Origin of the sequence: Paenibacillus xylanivorans, from assembly GCF_001280595.1 — a bacterium.
GTDB classification, from domain to species: domain Bacteria; phylum Bacillota; class Bacilli; order Paenibacillales; family Paenibacillaceae; genus Paenibacillus; species Paenibacillus xylanivorans.
In genome coordinates, this window is sequence record NZ_LITU01000032.1 from 1 (window position 1) to 509 (window position 509).

The window sequence follows — 509 nt, forward strand, 5'->3', positions numbered from 1 at the left end:
GATTCAAAAACAACCGTTCCTGACAATGAATACAACAGTACCTTCGATCGGTTTTCCTTATTCAGCCAACGTTTTCTGCCAATCCACATGCCGATGAGGAAGAAGCTCAGCCAAGGAAAGATCGGATGGAATCCGTTAAATAACAGATTACGAATGAACCCTTCTATTGTCCAAAAACCCGTATAATCTTTAAAACTCAAGTTCCACCCTTTGGTGTAATCGAACATGACTAAAAACAACTGTGATGCTACCAAGATCATCGAAAACAAACCGAGTATTTTATTATCGGATACGGTGATCAAGACTGCAGCTACAAGCATAAACACCGCATAATAATGCAAAATGTCGGCACTCCAGCCCATTAACAATAAAAGCACGCCAGCTATAAACAGAAAAGCAGCTCTCTTGTACAAGCTGTTCCGGCTTTGACGAATGAGCTCCCCGTTCATTGAGTTACGGGCTTTCGAGGTCATTAATGCCACCCCGATGCCAGCCAACACGACAAACAA

1 protein-coding gene is annotated in these 509 nt (G+C 42.6%); it reads right to left on the reverse strand.

The features are described from left to right. Positions 1–473, reverse strand: a 473-nt coding sequence (locus tag AMS66_RS03475; RefSeq protein WP_236703147.1) for a heparan-alpha-glucosaminide N-acetyltransferase domain-containing protein, incomplete at its 3' end; no start/stop codon positions are given. Positions 474–509: the final 36 nt, after the last annotated feature.